Source organism: Streptomyces sp. cf386, from assembly GCF_900103585.1.
GTDB lineage: Bacteria > Actinomycetota > Actinomycetes > Streptomycetales > Streptomycetaceae > Streptomyces.
The window spans coordinates 64,127-89,874 of sequence record NZ_FNHV01000008.1; the positions used below are offsets into that span (position 1 = coordinate 64,127).

Annotated in this window: 18 protein-coding genes and 1 pseudogene; 12 read left to right on the forward strand and 7 right to left on the reverse strand. The window is 72.5% G+C overall.

Annotated features, from left to right (window positions below; genetic code table 11):
• Window positions 1–81: 81 nt before the first annotated feature.
• Genes BLU79_RS21425 through BLU79_RS21440 form a run of 4 tightly spaced genes read left to right on the forward strand, consistent with a single transcriptional unit; the run spans window position 82 to window position 6,684 of the window.
• Window positions 82–2,322 (forward strand): ATP-grasp domain-containing protein, encoded by a 2,241-nt coding sequence (locus BLU79_RS21425; protein ID WP_143052517.1) that lies wholly within the window; start codon window positions 82–84, stop codon window positions 2,320–2,322.
• Window positions 2,319–3,296, forward strand: coding sequence for an AAA family ATPase (locus BLU79_RS21430; protein ID WP_256333412.1), 978 nt, complete (start codon window positions 2,319–2,321; stop codon window positions 3,294–3,296). Before BLU79_RS21425 ends, BLU79_RS21430 begins: the two co-directional genes overlap by 4 nt.
• Window positions 3,296–4,453, forward strand: a complete 1,158-nt coding sequence (locus BLU79_RS21435) for a DUF58 domain-containing protein (protein ID WP_093907461.1) — start codon at window positions 3,296–3,298, stop codon at window positions 4,451–4,453. The genes BLU79_RS21430 and BLU79_RS21435 overlap by 1 nt, the downstream gene beginning before the upstream one ends.
• On the forward strand, window positions 4,450–6,684 hold the full coding sequence (locus tag BLU79_RS21440; protein WP_093907462.1) for a transglutaminase TgpA family protein: 2,235 nt from the start codon (window positions 4,450–4,452) through the stop codon (window positions 6,682–6,684). The genes BLU79_RS21435 and BLU79_RS21440 overlap by 4 nt, the downstream gene beginning before the upstream one ends.
• A 12-nt stretch (window positions 6,685–6,696) precedes the next feature.
• Here BLU79_RS21440 and BLU79_RS21445 read toward each other — a convergent pair.
• Window positions 6,697–6,864: pseudogene (locus tag BLU79_RS21445) on the reverse strand (response regulator transcription factor); the annotation flags it as partial.
• Window positions 6,865–6,939: 75 nt separating this feature from the next.
• The gene (locus tag BLU79_RS47475) at window positions 6,940–7,104 is read right to left on the reverse strand and encodes a hypothetical protein (RefSeq protein ID WP_218137790.1); all 165 of its coding nucleotides are present in this window, start codon (window positions 7,102–7,104) and stop codon (window positions 6,940–6,942) included.
• A 1-nt stretch (window position 7,105) separates the two neighbouring features.
• On the opposite strand from BLU79_RS47475, the gene BLU79_RS49150 reads away from it, so the two are divergent.
• Entirely contained in the window at window positions 7,106–7,354 is a 249-nt protein-coding gene (locus BLU79_RS49150) for a hypothetical protein (protein ID WP_256333413.1), read from the forward strand.
• A gap of 180 nt (window positions 7,355–7,534) precedes the next feature.
• On the opposite strand, the gene BLU79_RS21455 is transcribed toward BLU79_RS49150, so the two are convergent.
• Window positions 7,535–8,290 (reverse strand): DUF4232 domain-containing protein, encoded by a 756-nt coding sequence (locus BLU79_RS21455; RefSeq protein WP_093907463.1) that lies wholly within the window; start codon window positions 8,288–8,290, stop codon window positions 7,535–7,537.
• A gap of 181 nt (window positions 8,291–8,471) precedes the next feature.
• Between BLU79_RS21455 and BLU79_RS21460 the strand changes: the two genes are divergently transcribed.
• Window positions 8,472–9,815 (forward strand): helix-turn-helix domain-containing protein, encoded by a 1,344-nt coding sequence (locus BLU79_RS21460; protein WP_093907464.1) that lies wholly within the window; start codon window positions 8,472–8,474, stop codon window positions 9,813–9,815.
• Between the two features lie 14 nt (window positions 9,816–9,829).
• Here the strand turns inward: BLU79_RS21460 and BLU79_RS21465 are convergent, their stop codons facing one another.
• On the reverse strand, window positions 9,830–10,750 hold the full coding sequence (locus BLU79_RS21465) for a LysR family transcriptional regulator (protein ID WP_093907465.1): 921 nt from the start codon (window positions 10,748–10,750) through the stop codon (window positions 9,830–9,832).
• A 222-nt stretch (window positions 10,751–10,972) separates the two neighbouring features.
• Here BLU79_RS21465 and BLU79_RS21470 point away from each other — a divergent pair, with 222 nt between their 5' ends.
• From BLU79_RS21470 to BLU79_RS21480, 3 genes are read left to right on the forward strand one after another with little or no spacing between them, the layout of a single operon-like run.
• On the forward strand, window positions 10,973–12,100 hold the full coding sequence (locus BLU79_RS21470; protein WP_305657745.1) for an NAD(P)/FAD-dependent oxidoreductase: 1,128 nt from the start codon (window positions 10,973–10,975) through the stop codon (window positions 12,098–12,100).
• Window positions 12,101–12,126: 26 nt separating this feature from the next.
• Window positions 12,127–13,530: a 2-oxoadipate dioxygenase/decarboxylase gene (locus BLU79_RS21475; RefSeq protein WP_093907467.1), complete on the forward strand. Its 1,404-nt coding sequence runs from the start codon at window positions 12,127–12,129 to the stop codon at window positions 13,528–13,530.
• Window positions 13,527–15,056, forward strand: a complete 1,530-nt coding sequence (locus tag BLU79_RS21480) for an L-piperidine-6-carboxylate dehydrogenase (RefSeq protein WP_093907468.1) — start codon at window positions 13,527–13,529, stop codon at window positions 15,054–15,056. The genes BLU79_RS21475 and BLU79_RS21480 overlap by 4 nt, the downstream gene beginning before the upstream one ends.
• A 75-nt stretch (window positions 15,057–15,131) precedes the next feature.
• On the opposite strand, the gene BLU79_RS21485 is transcribed toward BLU79_RS21480, so the two are convergent.
• Window positions 15,132–15,746 carry a dihydrofolate reductase family protein gene (locus BLU79_RS21485; protein WP_093907469.1) on the reverse strand — a complete coding sequence of 205 codons (615 nt, stop codon included), beginning with the start codon at window positions 15,744–15,746 and terminating at the stop codon, window positions 15,132–15,134.
• 269 nt (window positions 15,747–16,015) lie between these two features.
• Here BLU79_RS21485 and BLU79_RS21490 point away from each other — a divergent pair, with 269 nt between their 5' ends.
• From BLU79_RS21490 to BLU79_RS21500, 3 genes are read left to right on the forward strand one after another with little or no spacing between them, the layout of a single operon-like run.
• Window positions 16,016–21,532 (forward strand): glutamate synthase-related protein, encoded by a 5,517-nt coding sequence (locus BLU79_RS21490; RefSeq protein WP_093907470.1) that lies wholly within the window; start codon window positions 16,016–16,018, stop codon window positions 21,530–21,532.
• Between the two features lie 5 nt (window positions 21,533–21,537).
• Complete coding sequence (locus BLU79_RS21495) at window positions 21,538–23,259, forward strand: diflavin oxidoreductase (protein ID WP_093907766.1); 1,722 nt, start codon at window positions 21,538–21,540, stop codon at window positions 23,257–23,259.
• 2 nt (window positions 23,260–23,261) lie between these two features.
• On the forward strand, window positions 23,262–24,164 hold the full coding sequence (locus tag BLU79_RS21500) for a hypothetical protein (protein ID WP_093907471.1): 903 nt from the start codon (window positions 23,262–23,264) through the stop codon (window positions 24,162–24,164).
• Here BLU79_RS21500 and BLU79_RS21505 read toward each other — a convergent pair.
• Together BLU79_RS21505 and BLU79_RS21510 are read right to left on the reverse strand one after the other, a co-directional pair.
• Window positions 24,161–24,844 carry a GntR family transcriptional regulator gene (locus tag BLU79_RS21505; RefSeq protein WP_093907472.1) on the reverse strand — a complete coding sequence of 228 codons (684 nt, stop codon included), beginning with the start codon at window positions 24,842–24,844 and terminating at the stop codon, window positions 24,161–24,163. The genes BLU79_RS21500 and BLU79_RS21505 overlap by 4 nt on opposite strands.
• A gap of 22 nt (window positions 24,845–24,866) precedes the next feature.
• On the reverse strand, window positions 24,867–25,595 hold the full coding sequence (locus tag BLU79_RS21510) for a cysteate racemase (RefSeq protein WP_093907473.1): 729 nt from the start codon (window positions 25,593–25,595) through the stop codon (window positions 24,867–24,869).
• Window positions 25,596–25,748 lie beyond the last annotated feature (153 nt).

The following is a 25,748-nucleotide window of genomic DNA, read 5'->3' on the forward strand; positions in this document are numbered from 1 at the left end:
CTTCGATCGTCAATTACCCTTTTAGCAAGCAGAGTTGGGCATCAGCACTGGGGGACAGAGATGCCGGACCAGGGGGCAGAGATGCCGGCGGAGACCAGGACGCCAGGCCCGCAGCTCCGACAGCGTTGTGCGGCCCTGACCATCGCCGCCTGGGCCAGACTGCGCCCGACCGGCAACCGCGTCACCGGCTACGTCGCCGTCGGCGCGGTCGGTGCGCTCATCGGCACCTCGCTCGCCGTCGGGGCCGGTGCGTCCGGCAGCCGGCCCAGGCTCGCCGACATCGGGGCCTGGCTGGCGAGCAGTGAGAAGGGCGAGATCGCCCACGTGCACGGGCTGACCGGTGCCGTGGACGGCAAGGTCGTCCTGCCGGCCGGGATGGCGGGCCACCGCGTCTCGGTCGCGCGGGGCGGCGGGAGCACCCTGGTGCTGGACGAGCAGACCGGCCGGGTGGCCCGGATCGACGCCTCGCAGCTGACCGCCGGACAGTCCGCGGACTACGGTGCGGCGGGGCTGCAGCTGGTCTCCGGCGGCGCGTACGCGTACGTCGTCGACCCCGTGCGGGGCACCGTGCGGCGGATCGACCCGGCGCTGACGACGGCCGCCGGCCCTGCCGTGGACCTGGGCGGGAAGCCCGGAGCCGCGGTGGTGGACCAGGAGGGCACCCTGTGGGTGCCGTTGGCTGAGCGGGGCACGGTGGTGCCCTTCGTCAAGGGCCGCAAGAGCACGGCGGTCAAGGTCGCCGAACCCGGCCACGATCTGGTGCTGACCCTCGCCGACGGCCGCCCCGTGGTGACCGACCGGACCGCCGCCGTGCTGAAGGCGCTGACGGCCACGGGCGTGCGGGGCACCTTTGAGCTCGGCGGCGCGAACACCGGGGCGAGCTCCGGGGCCGACGCGTCCGACACCCTGGTGCCGACGAGCACCGACGGCTCCGTGGTGCCGGTGCTGGTCGGCCGCAGCGGGGATCTGGTGCTGCTGGACGTCCTCAGCAGGCACACCGTGCGCGCCCGCGTGCCCGTGCAGGGCCAGCGGCTGGGAGCGCCCCAACTGCTCGGCAAGCGGGTCTACATACCGGACGAGTCCACCGGCAGGCTGCTGGTGTACGACACTTCCCTCGCCGCGCCCGCCGAACCGGTACGGATCACCGAGAGTGCCGGTGAGCTCGAACTCCTCGTACGCGACGGCCTGTTGTGGGTCAACGACCCGGACAGTGCCCACGCCGCGGTGATCGACGCCGACGGCGAGGTCAGGCGTATCGGCAAGTACGGGACGGAGGTGCCCTCCGCGCTGGAGCCGGGGGAGAGGTGGGTCGAGGACGGCGTCCCGACGGGCTTCCCCGCCGCGGGACTTCCGTCTGGGACGGTTACCCCGGGCGCGAACGCCCCCGCCGGGGGGACGCCGGGACCGGGACCGGACCCGCAGGCGCCCGGAGGAGAGCCGACCGGGACGGTGCCCTCACCCCCGCCGGCCCAGGAGCCCGGGGCGCCGGGCGCTCCGCAGGCGGAGTCGCGGATGGGCGCCATCCGGATCACCTTCGCCGAGGCGTTGGGGGCGACCCCGCGGCGCTACGTGCTCAAGGGGCAGGCGCCGGACCAGACCGTCACCCCGGACGGGATCGGACCCGACGGCCCGTTCGCCTTCGAGGTCAAGGGCGGCTCGTGCGAGGAGCAGTACAGCTTCACCGTGGTAGCGGAGTACGCCGGGGGCAAGCCGAGCAAGGAGTCGGCGCCGTCGGCACTCGCGCGGCCGTGTGTCGCGCCGGGGGCGCCGCGGGAACTCACCTTCACTCCCACGCAGGGCGGACACGGCGGCACGGTGACCTGGCAGCCGCCGCAGGGGGCCAACGGCACGGTGACGTACGCGGTCAACGGGCCCGGCGGGACGGCGGAGACCACCGAGCTGAGTCACACGTACAAGAACATGAAGAACGGCACCGTCACTTGGGTGACGGTAATGGCGGGCAACGCCGCCGGATCCGGCGCGGCGGTGTCCGGAAAGATCGACCTGACCCCGCCCTCTCAGGAGATGGCCATCGTGAACAACACCGCCAACAGCACCCCTGTCGGGATCCGCTCGCTGCCCACCACCGTCGGCAGCGGTCGGCCGGGCGAGATCCCCGGTAACCCGGGCGGCCACCTCACCCAGGTCACCACCGTCCACTGCAAGGTGGAGGGCCAGGAACAGACTTACAACGATGAGACAACCAAGTTCTGGGCCTACCACACCTTCCACCACCCCGGCATCGACAAGGACATCACCGGATACACCTCTGACCTCTTCGTGAACTCCCGTGCCAACCCCGACGTCTGGGAATGCGAATGACCCCACCCCCCACCGACGCCACCGCCCGCTTCGCCGAGAGCTTCCACGCCCTCGCCGACAACATCGAGCGTGTCGTCAAGGGCAAGCGCGACATCGTCGAACTGGCCCTGACCTGCCTGTTCTCCGAGGGTCATCTCCTCATCGAGGACGTCCCCGGCACCGGCAAGACCACCCTCGCCCGCTGCCTCGCCGCTTCCATCGAGGCCGACTTCGCGCGTGTGCAGTTCACCCCGGACCTGTTGCCGTCCGACATCACCGGGGTGACCGTCTACCGGCAGAACACCGAGGTGTTCGAGTTCCTCCCCGGCCCGGTCTTCGCCCACATCGTGCTCGGCGACGAGATCAACCGTGCCTCGCCCAGGACCCAGTCCGCGCTGCTGGAGGTGATGGAGGAGCGCCATGTCACCGCCGACGGCACCACGCATCCGGTGCCCCGCCCGTTCATGGTGCTCGCCACGCAGAACTCGGTGGACATGGGCGGCACTTACCCGCTGCCCGAGGCACAGCTCGACCGGTTCCTGATGCGGATCACCGTCGGCTATCCCGATCACGCCTCCGAGGTCGCGGTCCTGAAGGACCTGAAGGAAGCGGGCGCCGACCCCCAGTCGCTGACCCCCGTCGCGACCGCCCAGGAGGTCGCGGAGCTCATAGCGCTGGCCGCCGCCGAGGTGCAGGTGGCCGACGCGCTGTACGACTACCTGGTGCGGGTGGTGGCGGCGACCCGCGCCCTCCCCGACGTACGCCTCGGTGCCTCGCCGCGCGGCTCCGTCGCCCTGCTGCGGGCGGTGCGGGTGCGGGCGGCCTCGCGGGCCCGGCCGTACGCGTTCCCCGAGGACGTCAAGGCGCTGGCCGGGCCAGTCCTGGCGCACCGGCTGATCCTCACGCCGGAGGCCGAGTTGAGCGGCCGGACCGGCGCGGACGTGATCGAGGAAGTGCTGACTACGGTGCCGGTGGACAGCGGGGCACGCGTCTGATGCTGTCGGCCACCGGGTGGGGCACGCTGGCCGGCGGCGTGGCGCTGACCGCCGTCGGTTACGGGCTCGGGTACGGCGAGGCCGCGGCGCTCGGCGTGACCTGCGTGCTCGCGGTCGCCGTCGCCGTCCTGTGGGCGCTGCCCGCACCCGTACTGGGCGCCGAGCGGCGGATCGCGCCGCGCAGGGTGGGGCGGGGCGATCCCGCCGAGGGCGTCCTCGTCCTCACCAACACCGGGGGCCGTACCCGGCGCGGCCTGCGCGTCGTCGACCGGTGCGGCGACCGGGACATCGTCGTCGACGTACCGCCGCTGCGCCCGGGCACGGCCCATGAACTGCGGTACGCGCTGCCCACCGCCCGCCGTGGCCACGTCCCGGCGGGGCCGGTGCGGCTGGAACGCACCGACCCGCTCGGGCTCGCCCGCCGTATGCGCCCTTACGGTGCCTCGGAGACGCTGCTCGTACGGCCCCGGATCTGCCCGCTGCCCGTGCTGCCGTCCGGGCAGGCGCACCATGTGGAGGGCCCGGCCTCCGACACCGCCGACGACGGCTCGCTGACCTTCCACACGCTGCGCGAGTACGTCCTCGGCGACGACCTGCGACGGGTCCACTGGCGGTCGACGGCCCGCACCGGCACGCTGATGGTTCGTCAGATGGTCGATGTCTCGCTCCCGCACACCACACTCGTGCTCGACACCCGGCAGCGTGCCTACGCCTCGGAGGACGACTTCGAGCTGGCCGTGGACTGCGCGGCCTCCATCGCATACGCGGCCGCCCGCTCCCACTTCCCCGTGCAGCTGGTCAGCGAGGCGGGAGCGGTCCTGCGTACCGAGGGCTCGGGCAGCGACGGCGAGGCTCTGCTGGACGGGCTGGCCGTCGTGCGCCGCTCGGACCTGGTCTCCGTGGCCGCCGCCTTCGACGGGCTGGAGGGCCATCGCGGAGGTGGGGCGCTGGTCGTCGTCACCGGCACCGGCGACATCCAGGGGCTCGGTGCCGTCGACCGGGTACGGCGCCGCTTCGACCGCGTGACCATGCTGCGCGTCGGCGCCGCAGACGCGGCCACGCGCGAGGCGTCCGGCCCCGGTTCCGACGTACGGCAGCTGTACGTCGCGTCGCTGGACGAGCTGCTGGCCGGATGGCGTAGGGAGGCCGTGCGGTGAGCACCGACCGGGTCCGACGACTGTGGTCGCTGCTGCCCGTGGCCGCTCTGTGCGGCGCCGCGGGGTACGGATTCGCCCGGGTCTTTCCGCCGTCCGAGCTGCTTCCGGTGCTGGCGGTGGCCGTGTTCGGCCCGATCGTCCTGTCGGCGGTGCTGTCGGGTCTGCTCGGCCGCCGCCCCGCTCGCGAGAACGACCAGGGCCGCCGCCCCACCACACCGCTCTGGCCGTCCGCCCTGCTCACCGTGGTCGTCTGGGCCGTCGTCGTCAGCGCGACGCTGTTCCACGAGGTGAGCGACGGTCTGCCCGGCGGGCCCGCGCTGCGCGCCGCGTGGTCCGCGCTGCTCGACGCCCCGCACGCGCTGCTCTCCACCATCCTGCCCGCGCCCGGCGAGCCCGAGCTGCTGGTGCTGCCGCACGCCGTCGTGTGGACGGCCGCCGCCGTCTCCGCGGAACTCGCCCTGCGCACCCGCTCCCCGCTGCTCCCCGCTCTCCCGGCGGTCCTCGCCTTCGGCTTCCCGCTGGTGCTCGGCGCGGACGGCCCGGGCACCTCGTACCCGGCCGCGGGCGCGCTGGCCGGGGCCGCCGCGCTGCTGGCGTTGGTGCGTTCACGAGCCCAACTGCCTCTGCGCGCCCTGGCATTGAGGCTTCCGGCCGTGGCCGTGCCCGGACTCGTCGCGGCGCTGCTGGGCCCGCACCTTCCCGGTCTCGGCGCCCCCTACGACCTGCGGGAGACGGTCACGCCGCCGACCGTACGGCCGCAGTCCACCAGCCCGTTGGACCAGGTCGCGGCCTGGATGCGCAACGGCGACGAGAGCGTCTTCACCGTACGGACCTCGGGCGCGGCCCCCGGGAACTACCGGCTGGCGGTCCTCGACCGATACGACGGCACGACCTGGACCAGCGGCGCCGGGCTGACCCGTACCGGTGGCCGGGTCCCGGCGGAGAAGGGCGCCGACCCGGGACGTACCAAGACGCTCGCACAGCGTTTCACCGTGCAGTCGCTGCCCGGCATCTGGCTCCCCACCGCCGACCGGCCCTCGTCCGTGCGCACACCCGAGGGCACCTCCTTGTCCGTCGACCCGGACAGCGGGGTGCTCTCCACGGGCGAGGCGGTCCCGCGCGGCTTCACCTACACCGCGACCTCGCACCTCCCCGGGTACGACGCCGAGCGGCTGCGGTACGCGGCCGCCGCCGACGACCCGGCACGGGTGAAGCTCCCCGCCCTCGACGCGGCCGGGCAGCCGATCCCCTCCGTGCGGTCCTTCCGGGAGCTCGCCGAGCGGGTGACCCGGGGCAGCGCCCACCCGTACGAGCGGGCCGTGCGACTGGCCGACTGGCTGCGCGCGACCTACCGGCTCGACCCGGAGGCGCTGCCCGGCCACACCTACCGGAGCCTGGAGTTCTTCCTGGCGGAGGGCGGGCGCGGTACGTCCGAGCAGTTCGCCGCCTCGTACGCCGTACTGGCGCGCACCCTGGGCCTGCCCACCCGGGTGGCCGTGGGGTTCCGTCCGGGTACCCGGACCGGCTCCGGCACCTGGCAGGTACGCGGACGGGACGTGCTGGCCTGGCCGGAGGTGAGGTTCAGCGGTGTCGGCTGGGTGCCGTTCCATCCGACGCCCGGCGAGGCCGCGCAGGGCGGCTCCCCCGCCGTATCGGCGAACGAGCCCGAGGATCGTCAGCAGGCGGACCGGGACCGGGAGAGCGCCGAACCGGCGCCGCCGTCGACGCACCCGCGCACGCCGGGTGAGGCCGCCCGCGCCGCCGGGGGTGCGTCCGGCTCCGGTCCGCCCGTCTGGCTCGTCGTTCCTCTCGCACTGCTCCTGCTCGCCACGGCCTATGTGCTGTACGCGCTGTGGCTGCCGTACCGCAGACGCAGCAGACGGCGCAACGACCCGGACGCGCGGCGCAGGGTCCTCGGCGCCTGGCAGCAGATCGTCGAACGCCTCACGGAGATCGGCCTTCCCGCCACGGGAGCGCACACGGCGCAGGAGGTGGCCGACTTCGGCGCGGAGCGAGTGGGGGACGCCGCGAGTCGGCGCCTGCCGGCGCTGGCCACCCTGGTCAACGAGGTCGCGTACGGGGGCCGCACACCCGACACCGCGGCCGTGGCCTCGGCGTGGGCGGACTGTGAGGCGGTCGAGGAGACCGTCCGGCGTCACGTACCGCGCCGCACTCGTCTGCTCCGCCTCCTGCGCTCCGCGGTCCCGGGCCGCGGGCGGAGAGCGGAGTAAGCAGGCACCGCCCTACAGCCAGTCGTGCTCCCGCGCGTAACGCGCCGCTTCGTGCCGGGTTCGGGTCTGGGTCTTCTGCATGGCGTTCGACAGGTAGTTGCGTACGGTGCCCTCCGCGACGTGGAGGCGGGCGGCGATGTCGGCGGCGGAGTAGCCGTCGCCGGTGGCTCGCAGGACGTCGGGCGCGTGCCGCAGCGCGGCCTGTACGGCGGACTCGCCGTCGTGCGGTTCGGCGAGCACCACGGGGGTCATCGGTCAGTCCTCCCGTGCCGCGGAGGGCGGCGTCGTCGACGGAAGGTGCTCGAACGCCGCGGCCGTGAGGAAGCGCCCGTCCGTCTGCTCCACCTTCAGCTCACCTCCGTTGTCGCCCACCCGCTCCTTGAGCGTGGACAGTCCGCGCAGCTCGGCGGTGGTATTCACCGTGGGGGCGTTCGGGCTCCACACCACCACGGTGACCACGCTGGCCTCGCGCCGCCAGAACCTCTTCCTCAAGCGGCTGCGCTCCACCCCGGCGGGCGACGCCGGCATCCTCTCCGGGCTGATGCTCCCGGTGACCGTCCTCGCCCTGGTCCAGGTGGTCGCGATCCTCGCCGTCCTGGCCACGGTCGCCGGCGGGCCGGCGGGCCGGCCGACGTTCCCCTCCTGGCGGCGGCGATCCTCTCTACGGTGATCATGATGCTCGGCCTGGGACTGGCCTCAACGCCTGGAACGGCAGCGTTCCGGTGGCGGACTCCCTGCCCCTGCTGCTGCCCACCCTGGCCTGGGTCGTCGTCGCCGTCGCACTGGCCTCCCGGCTCTTCCGCTGGGAACCGCGCCGCTGACCGCCCGCGTCAGGCGCCGGGCCGACGCGTCACCATGCGAGGGCGTCGGCCATGGTCGACTGCCAGTACGAGACCTGGATCGATGCGTCGATGTACACGCCCTTCTTGGGGAGCGACGGCTTGGCGGCGACGCTCGCGTCCGTGTTGAAGTAGACCTCCAGGGACTTGGCCGTGTAGCCGTCCCCGCCGCTGCCGTCGGCCGCCGAGAGAAGGACACTCGCGTAGCCCGACTCACCGGGGGCCAGCGTGACCACCGCCTGCGGCTTGGAGTCCTCGAAGGCGGGCGGGACGGACTGGGCGTCGGTGAACCGCACCGCCGGATAGCCGACGAGGTTGCAGTTCTTCGAGCCGGTGTTGGTGACGGTGAGGAGAAGGTGGTTCAGGGGGCGGTTGACCTCGGTGGCGGTCGTCCGGGTGGAGCCGGGCGAGCACGGGGTCCTGGTGGGCCCCGAGTCCTGGGAGCCGCCCGAGGAACCCGTGGAGCCCGACGACCCCGAGGAACCCGTCGAACCCGACGACCCCGTGGAACCCTTCGTGCCGCCGGAACCGGCCGCGCCGCCCGTCGAGCCTGCGGAGGACGAGCCCGTCTGGTCGGTCTGCCCCAACCCGGCGGAGCCGCCCCCGCTCGCCTCGGACGAAGACGTGGCGGAGGCCGACGACGCGGATCCCGCCGACGCCCCCTCGTCCTTGACGCCCTCTCCGCTGTTGCATGCGGTCAGCGTCAGCGTGACGGCCGTGAGCGCGGCGGCGGCGAGCATGCGGGTGCGGTGGGTGCGTGTGGACATGTGAATCCCCCTGTTGCGGTACGGGTGTCGGCATGGGCCGCTCGACCGGGTGCCGGGAGCGGCGTGCTTGGATGACCCAAGGTTGTGCGGTGATCCGTCCCGGCCGCCATGACTGCCGGAGCATTTGGAACGCTGGAACGCTCGCAATGGCGCTGACCTGGGGGAACGACCGCCCCCTGGAATGGAGTTCCGGGACGTGGGAGAGGGAGGAACCGTGGCGGGGGACGAGTTCTCGGAGCTGCTGGGCCGGTTGAAGGAGCGGTCCGGGCTCAGTTACGGGGTGCTCGGGAAGCGGCTGCACACGAGTACGTCCACGCTTCACCGGTACGTCAACGGGGACGCCGTACCGACGGACTACGCCCCCGTGGAGCGGTTCGCGCGGTTGTGCAAGGCGACGCCCGAGGAACTCGTGGAACTGCATCGGCGGTGGGTTCTCGCGGACGCCCGGCGGAGGCAGAAGGCGAGCGCGCCCGATATGACGACCGGGCCCGGCACGACGGCCGAATCCGCGACGACCGAATCCGACACCGTCGCCGACACCGCTGCCGATGCCGACCCCGAGGTCGACCGGCCGGCCTCGGCGGAGGTTCCCGTGGCACGGCGGCGGCGTACCGCCGTCCTCGCCGGGGCCGCCGTGGTCGCCGCGCTCGTGTCGGCCGCGCTCGTGGTCAACCTGGTGGCCGGCGACGGCGATGACGACCGGGACGGAAAGCGGTCCGTCGGCGCTGCCTCCCGGACCACCGACTCCGTCGGCGAACGAACCCCCGGCGCCTCCGGGTCGGCCGACGCCAAGGGCAGGTCCGCCTCGCCGTCCGCCTCGCCCAGCGGCGGTCCCACGGTCTCCTCGTCCGCCTCACCCCGCGGGAGCGGAGGCGTAGGGGCCGCCGAGGGCGGCGGTGTCGAGGACGGGGCCACCGCGCCCAACGTCGCCGTCAATCCGTACCAGTGGGAAGGCCCGTGCAGCCAGCACTACCTGATCGACCGGGAGCCCGAGCGGGTGCCTCCGCCGCCGACCGAGCAGGACGCCCGCGGGTGGGTCAGCGCGTTCGGCGGGGTCGCCGCAGGGCAGCAGATGCTCGCGGTGACCTTGCAGGGCACCGGGAAGGCCACCGTCGTCCTGGACGCCCTGCATGTGCGGGTGGTGGAGAAGAGCGCGCCGCTCGCCTGGAACGACTTCGCGATGGGCGTCGGCTGCGGTGGCGGCGTGGAGACCACGTCGTTCACGGTGGACCTGGACGCCGGGCGGCCCGCGGTCTCCACCAAGGCCGGTCAGCGGGACTTCCCGTACAAGGTGAGTGAGTCCGATCCCGAGGTCTTCTACGTCTTCGCCGACGCGCGGGCGCACAACGTGAGCTGGTACCTGGAGCTGGACTGGTCCAGCGGCGGCCGGCAGGGCACCGTACGCATCGACGACGAAGGCAAGCCGTTCCGCACGAGCGGCAACGTGGGACGGCCCGCGTACGACTACCCGCTCGGCAGCTCCGAGTGGGGGCGGAACGAGTACGAGCCCAACATCCCCGGCTGACCCGGCTGACCCGGCTACCCCGGCTGACCGACGTCCCGCCGGGACTCGGCCACCGCCCGCAGGACGTCGAGGAGTGCGGCCACCGTGGGCCGGCCCTCCGCGGAGGAGCGGAACACCACGACGATGTGCCGCTCGACCGTCTCGCGCAGCCGCACCACGTCGAACCGCGAGGCGCGCAGTCTGAGCATCAGATCCGTCACCGTGCTCACCCCGATGCCCGCCTCGACCAGCGCCAGGGTGGCCGCGGTGTCGGTCACCTCGTGCCGTACGTCCGGCTCCACGCCCACCCGCCGGCAGGCGGTGCGCACGGCGCGGCCGTAGTAGCTGTCGGCCCACGGCAGGATCCACCGCAGATGCTGGGTCTCGGCCAGGGAGATCTCCGCGCGGCCGGCCATCGACCCGGTGGGCACGGCGAGGGAGAACCGCTCCCGGTACAGCTGTGTCACCCGCAGGGCCGGGTCGCGGGGGATGGGGACGTCGGGGTAGTCCAGGCCGAGCGCCAGGTCCACGGCGCCGGAGGCGACGGCGTCGTACACCTCGTCCACGTCCATGTCGCGGCTGTGCACGTCGAGACCGGGGTGGGTCTCGTGCACGCGCCGCAGGGCGAGCGGCAGGATCTCGGCGGCGGCCGTGGCGAACAGGCCGACCCGCAGCACACCGGAGACCTCGCCCCGGCTGCGCTCCAGGGCCTGCACCGCCTCGGCCTCCGTGGACAGGATCCGCTCGGCGTGCCGGGCCAGTGTCCGTCCGGCGTCGGTCAGCTCCACCCGCCGGCCCACCCGCCGCAGCAGCTCCATGCCGGTGGCCTTCTCCAGCGCGGCGATCTGCTGGGAGACCCCGCCGGGGGTGTATCCGAGTGCCTGGGCCACCGCGGTGATGGTGCCGCGCCGGGTCAACTCAACCAGGGAGCGCAGCTGGGAACTCGTCCAGTCCATATAGAGAATCTAATAGATCAGACGCACGAACCGTTCATGGACGTCAACGGTTCGGTTGCGTCACGATGACGGTCAGCTAGCTGATCAGCGCCCTTCTCCACCTCTCTGGAAGGACGGCCCTTGTCCAGCTCCTCCGGCACTTCCGGCACCTCCGGCTCCTCCGGCTCCTCCGGCTCCTCCGGCTCCTCCGCCTTCCGCACCGTTCCGCCCACCGCCGATGTCGTGATCATCGGGGGTGGAGTGATGGGTGCGAGCATCGCCTTCCACCTCGCCGAGGCGGGGGTGACCGACGTCGTCGTGGTCGAGCGCGACGACCTGTGCAGCGGCAGTTCGGGCAAACCGATCGGCGGCGTGCGTGCCCAGTTCTCCGACCCGCTCAACATCGAACTGGGCAGCCGCAGCCTGCGCGCCTTCGAGGACTTCCCGCACCGCCCCGGCGCCGACATCCGCCTCGACAGCGTCGGCTATCTCTTCCTGCTCACCACGGACCGGCAGGCCGCGGACTTCGAGGCGAGTGTCGGGATCCAGAACTCCCTGGGCGTCCCCACCCGCATGATCGGCCCGGACGAGGCACGGCGGCTGTGTCCCTACGTCAGCACCGACGGCCTCCTCGCCGCCGCCTTCTCCCCCGCCGACGGCCACGCCCGCCCCGCCCTGGTCGTCCGGGGATACGCCGACGCGGCGGCCCGGGCCGGTGTCACCTTCGCCACCCACACCTGCCTGACCGGCATCGACACCGCCGGCGACCGGGTCACCGCGGTCCACACCGACCGCGGCCGCATCGACTGCTCCACCGTGATCTGTACGGCCGGCGCCTGGTCCGGGCAGATCGGCGCCATGGCCGGCGTCGACCTGCCGGTGCGGCCGGTGCGCCGCCAGCTCGCCTTCACGGCGCCGCTCACTCCCCCGGCGCCCCGTATCCCCTTCACCATCGACTTCGCGTCGTCGGCCTACTTCCACAACAGCGACGACGGCCTGCTGTTCGGCCTCGCCGACCCCGGCCAGCCGGAGGGCTTCGACACGACCTGGACCCCCGAGTGGCTGGAGCTCTTCCGGGAGGTCGTACGGGAGCGGGCCCCCGCGCTGGCCGGCATGGCGATCGCCGACGGGTGGGCCGGACTGTACGAGGTCACCCCCGACCACAACGCGCTGATCGGACGCTCCGGCGAGGTGCCCAACTTCCTGTACGCCACCGGGTTTTCCGGCCACGGCTTCCTGCAGGGCCCCGCCGTCGGCGAGATCGTGCGCGACCTGCACCTCGGCCGCGAACCCTTCGTCGACATCTCGCCCCTCAGCGCGGACCGCTTCCGAACCGGAGCGGAGATCCGCCCCGAAGCCCACGTGGTGTGAACTCCTCGACAGGAAGGACCCCCTCGATGATCAGCCAGTGGCAGCTGCGCGCCGCCTTCGCCGCGCGACTGTCAGACATGTACGGCCGTGAAGTCCCCGCCTACACCACGCTCGTGGACATCTCGCGCGAGGTGAACGAGGACGTGCTGCGCGCCCAGGGTGCCGACGCCGAACGCCTCGGCTCCATCGGCCGGGTGACCGCGGAACGCCACGGCGCCATCCGCGTCGGCACCCCCGCCGAACTGGCCCGGGTCGCCCGTGTCTTCGGCGCCCTCGGCATGCGTCCGGTCGGCTTCTACGACCTGCGCGAGGCCGCCGCCAGCGCGGTGCCCGTGGTGTCGACCGCGTTCCGTCCCGTCGACGGGGAGGAGCTGGCCCGCAACCCCTTCCGCGTCTTCACCTCCATGCTCACCCCGGCGGACCCCCGGTTCTTCGACGCCGACCTGCGCGCCCGCCTGGAGACGTTCCTCGCCGGCCGCGAACTGTTCCCGCCGGAGCTGCTCGCCCTGGCCGACCGGGCGGAGGCGGAGCGGGAACTGCCGGAGGCCGACGCCGAGCGCTTCCTCCACCTGGCCGTCGCCGCCTTCGAGTTGTCGACGGAACCGATCGACAAGGCCTGGTACGAGACCCTGGAGCGGGTCTCCGCCGTCGCCGCGGACATCGGCGGCGTACGCAGCACCCACATCAACCACCTCACCCCGCGCGTCCTGGACATCGACGAGCTGTACCGGCGTATGACCGAGCGCGGCATCGAGATGATCGACACCATCCAGGGGCCGCCCCGGTGGAAGGGGCCCGACCTGCTGCTGCGCCAGACGTCCTTCCGGGCCCTGGCCGAGCCCCGCGCCCTGCGCACCCCGGACGGCGGCGTGACCAGTGGCGCCCTGCGGGTGCGGTTCGGCGAGGTCGAGGCGCGCGGTATCGCCGTGACCCGGGAGGGCCGGGCCCTGTACGACCGGCTGCTCACCCTGCTCGACGAGCGAACGGCCGCACACCCCGGCGCCGACCGGGCCGACCTTGCCCACAGCCTGTGGACGGAGCACGTCCCGGGCACGGAACGCGAGCTGGCCGCCCAGCAGCTGGCGTACTTCACCTACCACGTCGTACCGGACCGGCCGCGGGACGGCAGCCGTCCGCCGGAAGCCCTCGGCGACCTGCTGGCCCAGGGCTGGGTGCGGGCCGAGCCCATCGTCTACGAGGACTTCCTGCCCCGCTCGGCGGCCGGCATCTTCCAGTCCAACCTCAGCGACGCGGGTTCCCGGGACAACGACCAGCAAGGCGCCGCCTACGACAGCGACTGGCTCTCCGGCGCCGTCGGCCGCGAAATCCTCGACCCCTTCGCCCTGTACGAGCGGCAGCAGACCGAGTCCTTGGCCCAGGTCGCCGCAGAACTCGAAGTGCACCTCACCACCCTCAAGGGAGCATCATGACCGGCACCGCCCTGCCCACCACCGAGGACCTGCGCGTCCGGGCCCTCGCGAGCCTGGAGCGCATCGGCGCGACCGTCCCCGAAGGCACCGGCGTCCAGGCCCGTACGCCCATCACCGGCGAGGACCTGTTCGGCCTGGCCGCCGCCACCGGGGCCGACGTCGAGGAGGCCCTCGCCGCCACCCGCGAGGCGTTCCTCACCTGGCGCACCACACCGGCGCCCCGGCGCGGTGAACTCGTCCGCAGGCTGGGCGAGTTGCTGCGCGAGCACAAGAGCGACCTCGCCGACCTCATCACCATCGAGGCGGGCAAGATCCGCTCGGAGGCGCTCGGCGAGGTCCAGGAAATGATCGACATCTGCGAGTTCGCGGTCGGCCTCTCCCGGCAGCTCTACGGCCGCACCATCGCCTCCGAGCGCCCCGGCCACCGCCTCGCCGAGACCTGGCACCCGCTCGGGGTCGTCGGCGTCATCTCCGCGTTCAACTTCCCGGCCGCCGTGTGGTCGTGGAACACCGCCGTGGCCCTGGCCTGCGGCGACACGGTGGTCTGGAAGCCGTCCGAGCTGACCCCGCTGATCTCCCTCGCCTGCGACCGCCTCCTGGACCGGGCGGCCGAAGAGGTCGGCGCCCCCCGTGACGTACACCGTCTCCTCCTCGGCGACCGCGCCATCGGCGAGAAGCTCGTGGACGACCCGCGCGTCGCCCTCGTCAGCGCCACCGGCTCCACCCGCATGGGCCGCGAGGTCGGCCCCCGGGTCGCGGCCCGCTTCGGCCGCACGCTGCTGGAGCTCGGCGGCAACAACGCCGCGGTCGTCGCCCCGTCCGCCGATCTCGACCTCGCCGTCCAGGGCATCGTCTTCGCCGCCGCCGGCACCGCAGGCCAGCGCTGCACCACCCTGCGCCGTCTCATCGTCCACCGCGACATCGCGGACACCCTCGTCGCCCGTCTGACGGCCGCGTACGCCAAGCTCCCCATCGGCGACCCGTTCGACGAGGCCACCCTGGTCGGCCCCCTCATCTCCACCGCCGCCCTCGACGCCATGCACGACTCGGTCGCCCGCGTCCAGGCACAGGGCGGCAAGGTGCTCGTGGGCGGCGGCCGGCGCCTCGCCGACACGGCGCCCCGGGCCGCCTACGCCGAGCCGGTCATCGTCCGCGTCGACGAACAGACCGACGTCGTACGGCAGGAGACCTTCGCCCCGATCCTCTACGTCCTGACCTACGACACCTTCGAGGAGGCCATCGCCCTGCACAACGACGTCCCGCAGGGCCTGTCCTCCAGCATCTTCACCCGCGACCAGCAGGAGGCCGAACGCTTCCTCTCCGCCGAGGGCTCCGACTGCGGTATCGCCAACGTCAACATCGGCACCTCCGGAGCGGAGATCGGCGGCGCCTTCGGCGGCGAGAAGGAGACCGGGGGCGGCCGGGAGTCCGGCTCCGACGCCTGGCGCGCGTACATGCGCCCGGCGACCAACACCATCAACTACTCCAGCCGCCTCGCCCTCGCCCAGAACGTCAGCTTCCTGTAGGGCCGACACCCAGGGCGGTGGCCGGGGCCCCGGCAGCAGGGGGACTGCCGGGGCCGGGCTGTCGTCCGTGCCGGGTCACTTCACAAAGCGGTACTTCAGGTGCGTGGCGAGGGGCGTGTCGACGACCCTCACCGGCTCCAGGTCCCGCCGCCCGGCGCCCAGCCCCTCGAAGAGCCGCAGCCCCGCCCCCATGAGCACGGGCACCACATGGAGCTGCAGCTCGTCGATGAGCCCCTCCCCGAGGTACTGCCGCACCGTGCTCGCCCCGCCCGCGATGTCGACGTTCCGGTCCCCGGCGGTGGCCTTCGCCCGGTCGAGGGCGCTGTGGATGCCGTCGGTGACGAAGGTGAAGGTGGTGCCGCCCTCCTTGACCAGGGTGGGCCGGGGGCGGTGGGTGAGCACGAAGACCGGGGCGCGGAAGGGCGGGTTGTCGCCCCAGAACTCCTCGCCCGTGTCGTACATCAGCCGCCCCATGACCACCGCTCCGGTCGCGTCGAACCACTCGCGCATCAGCTCCGAGTCGCGGTTCTCCGCCCCACCGGTCATGCCCTGGCGCTCCCGCCAGCTCGCCAGGTTGTGGATCCACTCGAAGAGCGGCTCGGCGCCGTCGCCTCCCGGGTTGTCGAGGGAGACGTCGGTGCCGGCGACGTAGCCGTCGAGGGAGATGGCCATATCCGCGGTCACGATCACGATGGGGCTCCTGAGGTCCTGGTCCTGGTCCCGAGATGTGCTGCCTTCACTCTCACGTCGATCGGGAACCCGCACATTCGACGTCCCCGGCGATGCGCGCAGCAGATACCTGCAGGACACACACTTGCAAAGAAACTTAGGCAAGCCTTACTATCCGAAATCGCACCACTCAGGGCCTCGGCCGTCACACCGGTCCGCCCGCGGCGAGCGCTTCACCGACGCAGCCTGGCCGTTCCGCTGCCGGAACCAGCTGCTCACAGGACCCGCCCGTGAATCACACCCCCCTGGGTCTGTACGACCCTGCCCTCGACCACAGCGACTGCGGCGTCGGCTTCCTCACCCGCCTCGACGGGACGCGAAGCCACGACGTCATCCTCAAGGGCCACGAAGCGCTCTGTACCATCCCGCACCGCGGCGGCAAGTCCGCCGAGGGCGTCGGCGACGGTGCGGGCGTGAGCGTCGACCTGTCCGTGGAGTTCTTCGGCGCGCTCACCGGCGAGGAGCTGCGCGCCGGCCACTTCGGCGTCGCGAACTGCTTCGTACCGACCGACGCCGGCCGCCGCGACGGCGCCGTGGAGCTCGTCGGACGGAGCATCGCCGAGCAGGGCTTCGAGGTCCTCGTCGTCCGCGACGTCCCTGTCGACCACACCGTCGCCTGCCCCGCCGCCGAGCAGTACCAACTGCCCATCGTGCAGTGGGTGTTCCGCGCGCCGGAGGGCTGGGAACGCGCCGAGGTCGACTCCGCCGCCAACCGCGCCCTGCTCGCGATCGAGGCCGTCGCCTATGCCGACGCCGACGCGTACGCCGGGCTGTATCCGCTGTCGCTCAGCGCGCGCACCCAGGTGCTCAAGGGGCGGCTCAACTCCGGGGAGGTCATCGGGTACTTCCGTGATCTGTGCGATCCCCGGCACTCCGTCCGGTCGCTGTACTTCCACACCCGGTTCTCCACGAACACCGAGCCGCATCCGACCATGGCCCAGCCGTTCCGCCTCATGGCGCACAACGGCGAGCTGAACACCGACCGCAAGAACCGGCTGAGCGACGAGGCGCTCGCGCGGGCCCGCACCCGCAGCATCGTGCGCCCGCCGGGGCAGTCCGATTCGAGCCGGCTCGACCAGACCCTGCAGAGCCGGGTGTTCGACGACGGCCTTGACCTCGTCGAGGCGGTCGTCTCGCTCATGCCGCCCGCCTGGGAGAACGACCACACCCTGCCCGACGGGGTGCGGGACATGCTGGAGTACTTCTCCCTCTACGAGGAGAAGAACGACGGTCCGGCGGCCCTCATCTTCAGCGACGGCGACGTCATCGGCGCCCGCCTCGACCGGCTCGGCCTGCGCCCGCTGCGTACCGTCGAGACCGCCGAGTACCTGATGGTGGCTTCGGAGGCCGGCCAGGTCGCCTTCCCCGACCAGGAAGTCGTGCATCGGGGGCGTATCGAGGCCGGCGGCATGCTCGTCGTCGACCACCGCACCGGACGCCGGATGCGCACCCGCGACGTGCTCGACGCCCTCGCCGCGCGCCGGCCGTACAGCGAACTGCTCGCCTCGGCCCGGGTGAACCTCGACGACCTGCCCGCCCCCGACTACTACCGCGGCACCACCACGCTCGGCTACGACGGCGACCTGACCCTCGCCGGGCGGTACGTGGCGTACTCGCTGAACCAGGAGAGCTTCCGGTTCATGCTCGACCCGATGCTCGCCGACGGGTCGGAGCGGATCTCCGCGATGGGCTACGGCAACGCCATCAACGCGCTCAGCGACACCGAGGGCGGCATGGCGAAGTACTTCTCGCAGCGGTTCGCCCAGGTGACCAACCCGCCGCTGGACAGCATCCGCGAGGCCGACGGCATGAGCATGCGGGTCGCCCTCGGCCCGAAGCCCGACGGCACCCACGCCACCAACGGGCGGCAGCTCGTCGTCTCCTCGCCCGTGCTCGGGCACCTCGACATGGTGCGGCTGCGGGACCAGCGGATCGTTCCGCTGGAGCGGTTCGCCATGCTCTACGACCCGGTGACCGGCGACGAGACCGCCAACGCCGACGCGCTCCGGGCCGCGCTCCAGCGGCTCTGCGACGACGTCGAGCGGTTCGCCGGCGAGCAGGGCGGCATCGCGGTCCTCACCGACCGGGCCGTCTCCTCCACCCGCGCGCCGCTGCCGGTGATCCTCGCCGTCGCGGCCGTGAACCAGCGCCTCATCGAGACCGGGCTGCGGCTGCGCGTCTCGCTCGTGGTGGAGAGCGGGCAGCTGGCGTCCTCGCACCACGTCGCCACCGCGCTCGGCTTCGGCGCCTCCGCCGTCTACAGCCTCAGCGCCCGGCTACGGGCCGAGGAGAGGTACCCGAGCGCGGCGGCCCCCGCCGGTGAGATCACCGAGACCGACCGGGCGCTCGCGAAGTTCCGCAAGGCGGCCGAGAAGTCGCTCGCCAAGACCATGGGCCGCGTCGGGCTGTGCACCGCCGAGAGCTACATCGGCGGCGAGTTCTTCGAACCGAACTACCTCGACACCCGCGACGACGTGTTCGCGCGGGCCTTCCCGCACATGGAGGCCCCGGTCGGCGGAGTCGGGTTCGCGCGTATCGCGCAGGCCGCGACGGAGTGGCACGAGCGGGCTCGTACGGTGGAGAGCGAGCAGCAGATTCCGCTGCTCGGGCTGTTCAAGGAGCGCTCGGACGGCGCCGGGCACTCGTTCGGGGTCACGGCCGTGCGCGGCTTCGGCGACATGGTCGAGGAGCGGCCGGAGTTCGGGAAGCCCGAGGACTCCGACGCGCTGCGCCTGCTCACGCTCGGCCAGCTCGACGACGCGTTCGGGATCACCGACGCCGCCTACCGCAACACCGGGTACGACGCGCTCAGCGACGCCGAGATCGACGCGTTCCGGATCACGCCGGGGTACCGCGCCTTCCTGCGGACCACGCACGAGGAGCGGTCGCGTCGGCCGGCCGCGCTGCGGGACGTACTCGCGCTGCCCGCGGATGTGACGGGGCTGCGTACGGCGCAGGACTTCGCCCGGGAGCTCGGCCGGTACTCGACGAGCGGCAACGCGAACGTCACGGCGCGCGGTGTCGTCGTGTCCGTCACCGGGCAGGGCACCTTCCGGCTCCGCCTCACCTCCCCGGGCCCCGACGCCGCCGACCGTCACGCCGCCCTCGCGGCAGGGCTCGCGCACCTGGGCGAGGTCAGGACCCTCGCTGCCGGCGCCGACGGCATCGAAGTCACCGCCACCGGCACCGCCGCCCACCTCCTCACCCTCCTCGACAACGCCCCCGACAGCGTCCCCCTCGACGACGTCCAGCCCGCCCACGAGATCACCCGCTCCCTCGCCTCCGGCGCGATGAGCCACGGCGCGCTCGTGGCGACCGCGCACGAGGCCGTCGCGCACGGCACGAACATGGTCGGCGCCCTGTCGAACAGCGGCGAGGGCGGCGAGCACCACACCCGGTACGGCACCATCCGCGGCTCCCGGATCAAGCAGTTCGCGTCCGGCCGGTTCGGCATCTGGGCGGGCTATCTCGCCGACCCGATGCTTCAGGAGCTGGAGATCAAGATCGGGCAGGGCGCGAAGCCCGGCGAGGGCGGCCAGCTGCCCGCGCCGAAGGTGACGGTCGACATCGCCGCCGCGCGGGGCGGCACCCCCGGCATCGAGCTCATCTCCCCTCCCCCGCACCACGACACGTATTCGATCGAGGACCTCGCCCAGCTCATCCACGACTGCAAGGCCGCCCGGGTCCGGGTCATCGTCAAGCTGGTGTCCTCGGAGGGCATCGGCACCATCGCGGTCGGTGTCGCCAAGGCCGGCGCGGACGTCATCAACGTCGCCGGGAACACCGGCGGCACGGGCGCCGCGGCCGTCACCAGCCTCAAGTACGCCGGGCGTTCGGCGGAGATCGGCGTCGCCGAGGTCCACCAGGCGCTCGTCGCGAACGGGCTGCGGCAGAAGGTCGTCCTGCGCTGTTCCGGCGCGCACCAGACCGGCGGCGACGTCGTCACGTCGGCGCTGCTCGGGGCGGACAGCTTCGAGTTCGGTACGACGGCTCTGATGATGCTCGGCTGCGTCATGGCGAAGAACTGCAACGTGAAGTGCCCCGCCGGGCTCACCACGAACCCGGAGGTCTTCGAGGGAGACCCGCGCGCGCTGGCGCAGTACCTGCTCAACATCGCCCACGACGTCCGCCAGATCCTCGCCCGCCTCGGCCTGCGGTCGCTGCGCGAGGCCCGGGGGCGTACGGACCTGCTCCAACTCCTCGACCACCCCGCGAGCGTCGGGCGCCTCGACGTCCGCCGCCTGCTCGCGCGCGTGCCCGAGAAGGTCGTGGCGGATCCGGAGTACCTGGAGAAGGACTTCACCACCGACGACGCCCTCATCGAGCGGGTGCGTGCCGCGCTCGTCGACCGGCGCGAGCCGTCCCTGCTCGTCGAGGGCATCCGCCTCGGCAACAGTGACAAGTCGGTGGGCGGTCAGCTCGGCATCGACGTCGAGCGGCTCCTCAATCACGAACTCGAAGACCTCGCGGGGGTGCCCGCGGTCGAGACCGACGACCGCGGCCGCCGCCGCCTCGTCGACGACGCCGTCCGCATCCGCACCACCGGCTCCGCCGGTCAGTCGTACGGCGTCTTCTGCAACGACGGCATCACCCTCGAACACACCGGCACCGCCAACGACGGCGTCGGCAAGAGCCAGAGCGGCGGCCGGATCGTCGTGCGCGCACCGGGCGGCGGCAGCGCCGAGCGGGGCGGCAATGTGCTCGTCGGGAACTTCGCGCTGTTCGGCGCGACCGGCGGCCGGACCTTCGTGCAGGGCGAGGCCGGTGACCGGTTCGCCGTGCGCAACTCCGGTGCCACGGCGGTCGTCGAGGGCCTCGGCGACTTCGGCTGCGAGTACATGACCGGCGGTACGGTCCTCAACCTCGGCGGCTTCGGCAAGGGCCTCGGCAACGGCATGAGCGGCGGGTTCCTGTACCAGTACGACCCCTCGGGCGAGCTGGCCGGCCGGGTGAGCGCCGACTCGCTGCTCGTGTTCCCGGTGACGGACACCGCGCACGGCGCCTTCCACGAGGAGGCCGTACGGCTGCTGCTGGCATGGCATCTGGAGGCCACCGGATCCCCGCTGGCCGCCCGGCTGTTGGAGCACTGGGATGCCGAGCGGCAGCACCTGTACTGCGGGATGCCGCGCGCGCTGCTCCTCTACCAGGACTCGACCGAGATCCTCGCCGCGGCCACCCGCTCCCAGCTCCTCGACGAGCTCGCCACCTCGATCGCGACGGACAAGCTCCGCGCCTTCAAGGTCGACTACCGCGACCGCCGTACGGTGCTCGGCGGCCGGGCCCCTGCCTTCGGCGACCAGGGCAGCGACGACATGTTCTCGCTGCTGTCGTCGTACACGGTGCTCGGCGTCGCGCAGGACCTCGCGCTCCAGCGGGTGCCCGGGGCGACAGGACCGGACGACCCACGGGTCGCCGAAGCCGTCCGCAATCTCGTGCTCACCGAGGACTTCTTCGTCAAGCAGCGCGTCGTGAAGTACCTGCGCGGCACGCTGGACCGTTTCGACGACGGCGAGTTGGCGACACTGATCGCGATCAAGCGCCTCGACGACTACAAGCGCGCCCTGGGGCAGCGCAACAACCTCAGCGTGGACGCCCCCGGCACCTACGGCTGGATCGTCCACCAGACCACGAAGAACGCAGGCCGGGTCCGCGCCGCCCGGTTCGACGAGCTGCTCGCCAACGCGGCACTCGACGACATCGCGAGCCGCCGTATCCCGCAGGCCCCGACCGAGACGGTGACCGCGTGACCCTCATGCCCCCGACCGGGTCCCTCATCCCGGCCGACGCGCCCTTCTCCGCCCAGCAGGAGGCCTGGCTCGCCGGGTTCATCGCCGGAATCGCCGCCGCCGGACGCCGGGACGACGCGGCGGGCGACGCGCCCGCGGCGACCATCGACGTCCTGATCGGCACACAGACCGGGAACGCCGAGTCCGTGGCCGACGAGGTCGTCGCCGGGGCCCGCGCCCGCGGCCTCGGCGGGAAGGCCACCGCGCTCGACGACGTCACCCCCGAGGCGCTCGCCGCCATGTCCCACGTCCTCGTCGTCACCTCGACGTACGGCGAGGGCGAGATGCCCGACAACGCCGGGCTGTTCTGGGAGGCGTTGCAGTCCGACACGGCACCTCGGCTGGAGGGCGTGCGCTACGCGGTCCTCGGCCTCGGCGACCGCGGCTACGACGACTTCTGCCAGGCCGCGAAGCTCATCGACACGCGACTGGAGCAGCTCGGGGCGACCCGGCTGCACGAACGCGTGGACTGTGACGTCGACTTCGAGGAACCCGCCGCCGAGTGGACTTCGGCGGTCCTGGAGCGGATCGCCTCGGAGACGGGCGCGACGGGCAAGGGCGACGCGAGTGCGCAGGCACCGAAGAAGCCCCGCTCGCCCTGGAACAAGCGCACCCCGTACCGCTCCCGTCTCGCGGTGAACCGGCTCCTGTCCTCCCCGCGCAGCGCGAAGGAGATCCGCCACTACGAGTTCGACCTCGGCGACAGCGGCATCACCTACGAGGCGGGCGACGCGCTGGCCGTCGTACCGCTGAACGACGACGGTCTGGTCGGAGCGCTGCTGGAGCACCTGGGTGCGCGCGGTGACGAGGAGGCCGCGGAACTCCTGCGCACCGACCGCGAGATCCGCACCCCGTCGAAGGAGCTGATCGCCGACCTCGTCGAGCGTGCCCCGGCCGGCGAACTCGCCTCGGTCGTCGCGCACGGCGACCGCTCCGACCTGGACTCCTGGCTCTGGGGCCGGGATGTGCTCGACCTCCTCCGCGACGCCGGGACCAAGGGACCATCGCTCGCCGAACTCCTGCCGCTCCTACGGCCGTTGCAGGCCCGCCAGTACTCGATCTCGTCGAGCCCGCTCGCCCACCCGGGCAGCGTCCACCTCACGGTCGCGTCGGTTCGTTACGGCACCGGGGACCGCCGGTACGAGGGTGTCGCGTCGACGTACCTGGCGGACCGAACCGCTGCGTCCCCGGTGGGCATCTACCTCCAGCCGAACGCCTCCTTCAGCGTCCCCGCCGATGACGACTCCCCCATGATCATGATCGGCCCCGGCACGGGCATCGCCCCCTTCCGCGGCTTCCTGCACGAGCGTGCGGCGCGGGGTTCCTCCGGGCGCAACTGGCTGTTCTTCGGCGACCAGCACCGCGAGACGGACTTCGTGTACGAGGACGAGCTGACCGAACTCCAAAGGAGCGGTGCACTCACCGAGTTGGACCTCGCTTTCTCGCGCGACCAGGCCGAGAAGATCTACGTGCAGACGCGGATGCGGGAGCGGTCGCGGGAGCTGTACGCGTGGCTGGAGGAAGGCGCGCACGTCTACGTCTGCGGCGACGCCTCCCGCATGGCGAAGGACGTCGAGGCGGCGCTGCTGGGTGTCCTCGCCGAGCAGCGCGGACGCGGTGACGACGATGCCGCCGAGTACCTCGCCGACCTGCGGCGGGCGAAGCGCTACGTACGGGACGTGTACTGAGCATGACGGACCATCACGGCTGCGCCTTCGAGGGCTGCTGCCCCAGGCGCGGCAACAGTGTGCGGCTGATCGACTCCCGCATGCCGGAGCTGGCGCGGTGCCTGACGCTCTTCCAGTACGTCCAGGCGGTCACCGGAGGGCCGGTCGCGCGGATCGACCAGGCCGGCAGCTACGCGGTACCGAGCATGCGCGGTGACGCGTTCACCGTCCGGCCGGGCGAGATCGCGCTGCGCCTCGACGCCGACGGTGTCGCCTCGGCCGTGGTCGCGCGGGACGAGGAGACCGGCTCGGTCGCCGTACGCCTGCTCGACGCGGACGGCCGGACCGTGCACCAGGGGCGGCTGCTCTCCGAGGGGGACCGGCTGCTGGTCGGCCTCGCCGGCACGGTCGACGCCGGATCGCCGCTCGCCGAACGGCCGTACGCTGCCCCCCGGTTGTCATCCTGGGAGAACGGCGACCAGCTCGCCCAGCTCGACGCGGTCCTCACGGACGGCGGCATCGCCCGGCGCGGTGCGTTCGACCGGTACCGCGGCGAGCACCGGCCGATCGACGTCGGCGTCATCCCCTCCGTGCTCGACCACGTCTGCTCCGTCGGGCTGCCGATCGGCGTCGCGGTGTTCGCCCCGGCGGCCATGCAGGCGTGCGGCGGCCGTGTGTACGTCACCGACCGGACCGTCGGCGGGCGGGTGTTCGCGGCGATCGCGGAGAGCTCGGTGGAGATCGACCTCGCGCGCGTCCACGCCTGCCACCTCGTCCGCTCCACGGCGGCACACGGCCCGACCTCGGCACTCGAACTCGACGACGAGGACGGCCGCTGCGTCGCGGTCATCACCCAGTTCGGGATCGTCGGCGAGCAGGTGCACGCGGCGTGGGAGCACCTGGCGGCATCGCTGCCCGATGCCTAGACCGCCGGTTCGGCGAACTGGTTGCTGTCGAAGAGTTCGTTGATGTGGCCGCCGAGTTCGGACCAGTGACGGCCGGAGAGTTCGGCGGCGGCGGAGGCGTCGCCGCCCGCGCAGACCTCGATGAGCCGGTCATGGTGCTCGATGGTGTTGCGGCCGCCGAGCAGCGTGGAGAACTTGCGGTGGAGGATGCGGTGGATCTGCGGGTGGAGTTGCCCGACGATCCTGCTGAGTACGGGGTTGTCGGCGGCCTCGATCGGGACGGCGTGGAAGCGGTCGTCGGCGGCGAGGGCGGCGGCGGTGTCCTCGGTGGCGACGGCGCGCTCGAAGACGCGGTTGGCCTCGCGCATGCGCTGAAGGTCCTGCTCGGTCATGACCGGAACCGCTGTCTCGATGGCGAGTCGGTCTAGGGAGCGCAGGACGGCGAGGGTCTTCGCCACGTCGCGGCGGTTGAGCGTGGTGATGCGCGTGTAGACGCCGGGCTTGGCCTCGACCAGGCCGATGTCGGCGAGCCGGGCGAGCGCCTCGCGCACCGGGGTACGGCTGAGGCCGAGTCGCTCGGCGAGCTCACCGTCCTTGACCTTCTCGCCGGGGACGAGTTCGCCGCGCACGATGGAGTCGCGCAGCCGGTCGAAGACCTCGTCACTGAGGAGACGGCGGGAGACGGGGCGGTCGAGTGACATATTGCGTACAGTACATCGGCCCTCACTGAGCCCGTCCGGCCCTGGCCCGGCGGACCAGGGCCCGGGCCAGGACGAGCGCCGGGTCGACGAGAGGGACGTCCACCGCCTCCGCGGGCAGGCCGAGGGGGATTTCGGTGCAGCCGGCGATGACCGATTGCGCGCCTTGTTCGGTCAGGCGTTGTGCGGCGCGGGTCAGGAGCGCGGTCGTGGAGGCCGCCTCGTGGGTGCCCGCCTCCAAGCCCGCCTTCACCGCGTGGATGGCCGTCATGACCTCGTGGTCCTGGCTGGTGGCGTCGGGGAGCACGAGGCGGATGCCGACGCGGTCCAGCCACTCCTGGTAGAGGCCGGCGCGGACGGTGCCGGTGGTGGCGAGCAGTCCGGCGGTGTGGATGCGGGGGCTGAGCGTGGTGAGGTGCCGGGCGACCTCGCCGATCATGTGGACGATGGGCAGGCCGACATGATCGGCGATACGCGGAACGAAGGCGTGCGCGGTGTTGCAGGGGATGGCGATGACCGTGGCCCCGGCCTCGCGCAGGACCCGGCTGCCGTCGAGGAGCCAGGGCGTGGGGTCGGGGCCGTCGCCCAGCAGGGCCTCGGTGCGGTCGGGGATGGTGGGGTCGGACCAGATGACGGCGCGCAGGTGGTCCTGGTCGCCGGCGCCGGGGGTGGTCGCGACGAGCTTGGCGTAGAAGTCGGCGGTGGCGGCCGGGCCCATGCCGCCGAGGATGCCGATGATCTCCGAGGTGTCCATGGAGCTCCTGCCATATGCAATATATTGCGTTCTGCGTGTTGGCCGGTAACACTGCGGCAGAGAGCTGTGACCTGTCAAGCAGAAGGACCTGTGCTACCTTGGCCTGAAGTGGCAGTTTTGGTTACCAGAGGCTTCTGAGTGCTCTTCGACCTT